General features: G+C 59.9%; 4 protein-coding genes and 2 tRNA genes. 2 read left to right on the top strand and 4 right to left on the bottom strand.

The window, feature by feature from the left end; all coding sequences use genetic code 11:
• Positions 1 to 14: 14 nt before the first annotated feature.
• Positions 15 to 170 (top strand): universal stress protein, encoded by a 156-nt coding sequence (locus QZ307_RS10705; RefSeq protein ID WP_295999693.1) that lies wholly within the window; start codon positions 15 to 17, stop codon positions 168 to 170.
• Complete coding sequence (locus QZ307_RS10700) at positions 170 to 1612, top strand: MFS transporter (RefSeq protein WP_295999691.1); 1443 nt, start codon at positions 170 to 172, stop codon at positions 1610 to 1612. Before QZ307_RS10705 ends, QZ307_RS10700 begins: the two co-directional genes overlap by 1 nt.
• 104 nt (positions 1613 to 1716) lie before the next feature.
• Here QZ307_RS10700 and QZ307_RS10695 read toward each other — a convergent pair whose 3' ends face one another.
• From QZ307_RS10695 to QZ307_RS10680, 4 genes are all read right to left on the bottom strand, one after another.
• Positions 1717 to 3348 carry an FAD-binding protein gene (locus QZ307_RS10695; protein WP_295999689.1) on the bottom strand — a complete coding sequence of 544 codons (1632 nt, stop codon included), beginning with the start codon at positions 3346 to 3348 and terminating at the stop codon, positions 1717 to 1719.
• Positions 3349 to 3445: 97 nt separating this feature from the next.
• Positions 3446 to 4360, bottom strand: a complete 915-nt coding sequence (locus tag QZ307_RS10690; protein ID WP_295999688.1) for a LysR family transcriptional regulator — start codon at positions 4358 to 4360, stop codon at positions 3446 to 3448.
• A gap of 267 nt (positions 4361 to 4627) precedes the next feature.
• Positions 4628 to 4701: transfer RNA gene (locus tag QZ307_RS10685), tRNA-Gln, on the bottom strand.
• Positions 4702 to 4811: 110 nt separating this feature from the next.
• Positions 4812 to 4887, bottom strand: a tRNA-Lys gene (locus QZ307_RS10680).
• Between the last annotated feature and the right edge of the window lie 132 nt (positions 4888 to 5019).

Below are 5019 nucleotides of genomic sequence, written 5' to 3'. Positions count from 1 at the left end.
CGCCGGCCGACCTTATTGTGAACTGCGCCAAGGACGAGGGCTGCGACCTCATCATTATGGGTAGCCGCGGCCAGGGCGGTGTGAAGGGCTTCCTCGGCTCGGTCAGCTATGCGGTTACCAAGGAGTCGCCCATGACCGTGCTCATCGCGAAAGAAGGCGATCAGCGCTAATGGCTTCTGCCGCTTCTGCCTCTTCTGCGCCCCGCGCGATCTCATCCGCGTCCGAGCCGCTGTGGACGAAGAGCTTCGTCTTCGGCACCCTGCTCAACTTCTTTATTGCCGGCAACTACTTCATGCTTATGGTGGTCATGACGGCCTATGCGCTTAACGTGTATCAAGCGGCGCCGGCTGTGGCCGCCTTTTGCGCCAGCGCTTTCATTGTGGGCACGCTGTTCTCGCGTTTTGCTTCCGCGCCACTCATGGAGCGCTTTGGGCGCATGCCCGTCCTGACGGTGGGAGCGGTGGCCGAAGTAGTGCTGACGGTGCTCTACCTGCTCAACGAGCCGTTGGGCGCTCTCATTGGCGTGCGCCTCGTGCATGGCTTCGCTTACGGTATGTGCTCTACCACGCTGGCGACGGTCATCACAAGCCTCATCCCTGCTTCGCGCAAAGGGGAGGGCATTGGCTACTTTATGCTGTCCATTACCTTGGGCAGTGCCATCGGTCCCTTTGCGGGTATTTTCGTATCCAACAACTTCGGCTACGACACGCTGTTTGCCATCGCTAGCATTATGGTGGCCCTGGCAGTGCCCTGCGCCTTCCTGCTGCGGCCGCCCAAGGCCACGCGCGTGAAGGGCTCGGCGGCGAAGACCGCTGATGAGGTGCAGGCAGCGGTCGATGCCGTGGGTGGCGCTATCGCCGAGGCGCCGGCAGAGGAAGGCCGCGAAGAGATGGTGGCGGAGAAGGCCGACCGAGCGGCCCTGCAGACTACGGCGGATGACGCCTGCCCCGCTTGCGGCGGCGCCGACGACGAGTGCCCCCACTGCTCGCGCATTCCTTCGACGCATCTGGAGGAGAAGATCACCGACAAGGTGGAGCATTCCCCGCTTGCCCGCTTCGTGGAAGCCGGCGTGTTGCCCATCTCGGTGGTGTGCGGGTTGCTGTTCTTCGGCTACTCCAGCCTGCTTACCTTCCTTACGCCCTACGCCACCGAGCTGGGGCTGAGCCGGGCTGCTAGCGTGTTCTTTGTGGCGTATGCCCTGGCTATGTTCGTTACGCGCCCCTTTACCGGGCGCGCCTTTGATCGCAAGGGCCCCCATCCGGTGATGATTCCCGCCTTTGTCTCGTTTGTGCTTGGCATGGTGCTCGTGGCCTACTCGAGCAATGACTGGATGCTTTTGGGCGCCGCTATGCTTCTGGGCTTCGGCGTGGGCACGGTGCAATCCTGCGGCTTGGCCATGGCCGTGCGGGTTACCAGTGATGCGCGCCTTTCGGTGGCCAACGCCACCTTCTACATGCTACTTGACGTGGGCGTAGGCATCGGGCCTATCCTGCTGGGCCTTATTGTGCCGCTCATTGGTTACCAGGCTCTTTACCTGTGCATGGCCGCGGTGGGCGCCCTTGCCCTCGTGCTGTTCCTTGTGGTGGCGAAAACCGAGAAGGGCGTGCGATAAGCGCAAGCGCCATAGAGGAAGAAACGAACGACGGCCCGCAGTGCGGGCCGTCGTTCGTGAGGGGAGGCAGTAAGGATGAGGCTTGCGATTGAGCCCCTCGCTTGCTAGGCCGTCTGGATGTAGTTCGCCATAGCGCGAGCGGCCACGCGACCAGAGGCAAGGGAGAGTCCCGAGCAGGATCCGCCGACGGCATAGTAAGGCGAGCAGAACAGGCTACCGTTCTCAACACCGGCCACGTAAAGACCAGGGATGGGATTGGAGTCGGCGTCGAGAGCGCAGCAGGTCTCATCGGTGCGCGGACCGCCGAAGGTGTTGAAGGCGCTGGGGTTGTACTCGAAGGCATAGTAGGCGGCAGAGTCGTCCTCGATGGGCTGAAGGAACGCGGGGTTCTTGAGGAACAGCGGGTCGGCGCCAGCGGCTACCGCCTCATCGTATTCTTTGACCGTTTCCTCGAGATTCACGAGCCCCGTCAGCTCGGCCAGTTCGGTGATGCTGGCAGCCTTAAAGCACCAGCCCTCTTCCTGAGCGGCGGCTAGGTTGGCATCGAAGTCGGCAAGGGGAGCGTTGAACATGGTGGCCGCCGACGTCCACACGGCGGGGCTGCCGATATTCTGATAATAGGGGCTCTCCTTCATGGCATTTACCGTGTTCTCGCTGAAAATAGCGTAGTAGCATTTCTCGTGAAGTGTGGCTTCGCCGCCGCCGTTCATGGGCTCCTGGGCCAGCATGTACTCGTTCATGAAGCGGTTGCCCTTCGGGTCGGTAAGCAGACCGCCGTAGAACGCCAACTGCATGAAGGGGTTGGCTTCGAAAACGGAAATGGTGCTTTTAACGTTCATGCCGTAGATGTCGTTCATGCCCATGCCGCGAATGCGATCGGCCACGCCGCCGGCTTCGAGAACCATGCGCTCGCCGTCGCCTGTGTTCTTAAGCGATCCCATATTCACCACGAACGTTCCGCCGTATTCTTCGCGCACCTTCTCTTCGTTTGCCAAGTAACCGCCCGTGCATACCAGGACAGCTTTGGCGTTCACGTTAATGACGTCACGGCCGCATTCGCACTGCACGCCAACGGCCTTGCCGTCCTCCATGAGGACATGCGTGACGGGAGCGTCGTACAGGAATTCCACACCCAGGGCAGTCAAGCCAGCCTCGAAGTTCTCGCCCTTGTTTTTGCCTGTAAATCCGTGCACATTGAGGAAGCCGAAATTGTAGCGATCGCCCAGAACCATGGTCTCGACGCCCATCTCGTCAAAGATGTCGATGTTGCTGGGCAAAAGGCTGACGCACTGGCGCAGCAGGCGAGCGTTGACGGTCCAATGGGCGTAGTTCATCATGTGCTCGTACATCTGATCCACTGTGAACGTTTCGCCAGCTTCCTTAAGGAGCGCGGTCTCTACGGAACTAGTTCCTGTGATCTCGTTGAAATTGGAGTCGGTGGCGGTGCCGCTTTTCGTGACGATCATGACCTTGCCGACGCCGGCCTGAGCGGCTTCATAGGCGGCAAAACAGCCTGCGGCGCCGGAGCCGACGATGACGATGTCGGCCTCGCGGGTCTCGGTGGGCTCTTTTAGGCTGGCCGCACCGGTGTCGGCCAGATCGGTGGTGTCGGCCGCTTGGGGTGCTGGGGCGCAGCCGGCCAAGCTTGCTGCACCTGCCATGCCGAACAGGCTGACGGCGGCTCCTGCCAGAAAGTTGCGACGAGTCAGCTTCGGGGATGCATTCATGGTATCCATGGGGTCCTCCTTCTCCCGTTCCTTCGGACGGCCCCAGTTTAGGAGCCGAAGGGGCTCCTTGTGAAATATCCCTTTGCTGGAATGCTATAAGAGGTGGTTATAAACGCTGATCATTAATGAAGTTCAAGAACTTTTGCAGAGCTGGATTGTCGTTGCTCTCAAGATGCACCCATCCGATTTCCAGGGAGGCATGGTAGCCGCGCACCTCGCGTACGGTGTAGCCGGCTTCCAAGGAAGCGATGACCGATTCGGGCACTGCTTCGATGCCGAGCCCCAAGGCCATCATCATCCAGGCGATGCCTTGATCCTCGGCGCGCAAAAGCACGGTATCGGGAAACGAGGCAAGATGGGGATAGGTTTGAAGTGCGAGGTCTTTGGTGGCGACGTCGGCAACGATATGAGGATAGGGGAGTAGGTCTTCCACGGCAAGCCCACGGCGTGCTGCCAAAGGGTGCGATTCGCTCATGATGATACGCAGCGGCTCGCGGGCAGCGCAGGCAATGGCCAGGTCATCTGTTGCGTCGAAAGCGCAAAGGGGAGAGGGGAGAAGATCGAACACTCCCTGGCGCAGCTGGTCTCCCTGGATACGCGAGAGTGCGCGATGCAGGCCAATGCGCACTTCGGGATAAAGGGACGAGAAGCAGTTGATTATCTGCAGCAAGCCGCTTTGGCCTGAACTGGCCACGCCGATATCGAGGGTGCCTATCTGCCCATGGGCAATGGCGGATGCATGTTGGTCGGCGCGGCGAAGGGTGTCGAGTACGCCAGCCACGTCGCGGTAATACTGCTGCCCGGCGGCGGTCAGGCTGACGCCTTTGGTGGTGCGGTGGAAAAGCGTGAAGCCGAGCTCCTTCTCGAGAGCTTGGATCTGCTGGCTGATGGCCGGTTGGGCTACATGGCAGGTTTCCGCCGCCTTGGTGAAGCTGCGTGCATCGGCGACGGCCAGAAAGTACTCAAGCTGGGAAGTGCGCATCTGGATTCCTTCCGCTGATAAAAGCGCGATTGCGGGCATTATAGCGTGGTCGGGAGCGTCCGGGCGGCGGCGCGGTGAATGCTGGGAAAAAGCAAACCCGCCGAGAGGCGGGTGGGAATGTAATGGCTGGGGTACTAGGATTCCCGCGCTTGCTGCGCAAACGCTCATAGCCCTTGCGCAAGCGCCGCGGGCAAAATGCTAAAAACAGCCCACTGGGCTGTTTTCTTAACGCATTTTTACCTCACGGTTCGAATCCCCGCCTCATACGCTCAAGAAAGCTGGGTGGAGCAGAAAGACAAACAAAAATGGCTGGGGTACTAGGATTCGAACCTAGGTAGCTGGTACCAAAAACCAGAGTCCTGCCGTTGGACGATACCCCAGTGCCGGATCGTGTGCGGGTTGCATCGAAAGATCTGGGATATTATGGGATACGTGCGACCCGTTTTTACGCGATATTCCATGAAATCGCTTGTGTTTTCCCAGTTCAAAGTGGTGGGCCCTGCGGGGATCGAACCCGCGACCTTGGGATTAAAAGTCCCCTGCTCTACCGACTGAGCTAAAGGCCCACGATGCTTCACGCAAGCGTATAGTCTACCGTTCGACGGGTTCTGGGTCAATGAGTCTTTTTCAAGCGGTTGCTTTCCGACGGCGTGACTTTGATGGGGGCAGCATCCCCTCGATCTCCTACCAGCCCGTTC

It is taken from the genome of uncultured Adlercreutzia sp. (genome assembly GCA_910585575.1).
Lineage (GTDB): Bacteria > Actinomycetota > Coriobacteriia > Coriobacteriales > Eggerthellaceae > Adlercreutzia.
Note: the sequence above shows the minus strand (reverse complement) of the source record. Positions and strands in the feature narration are given on the sequence as shown.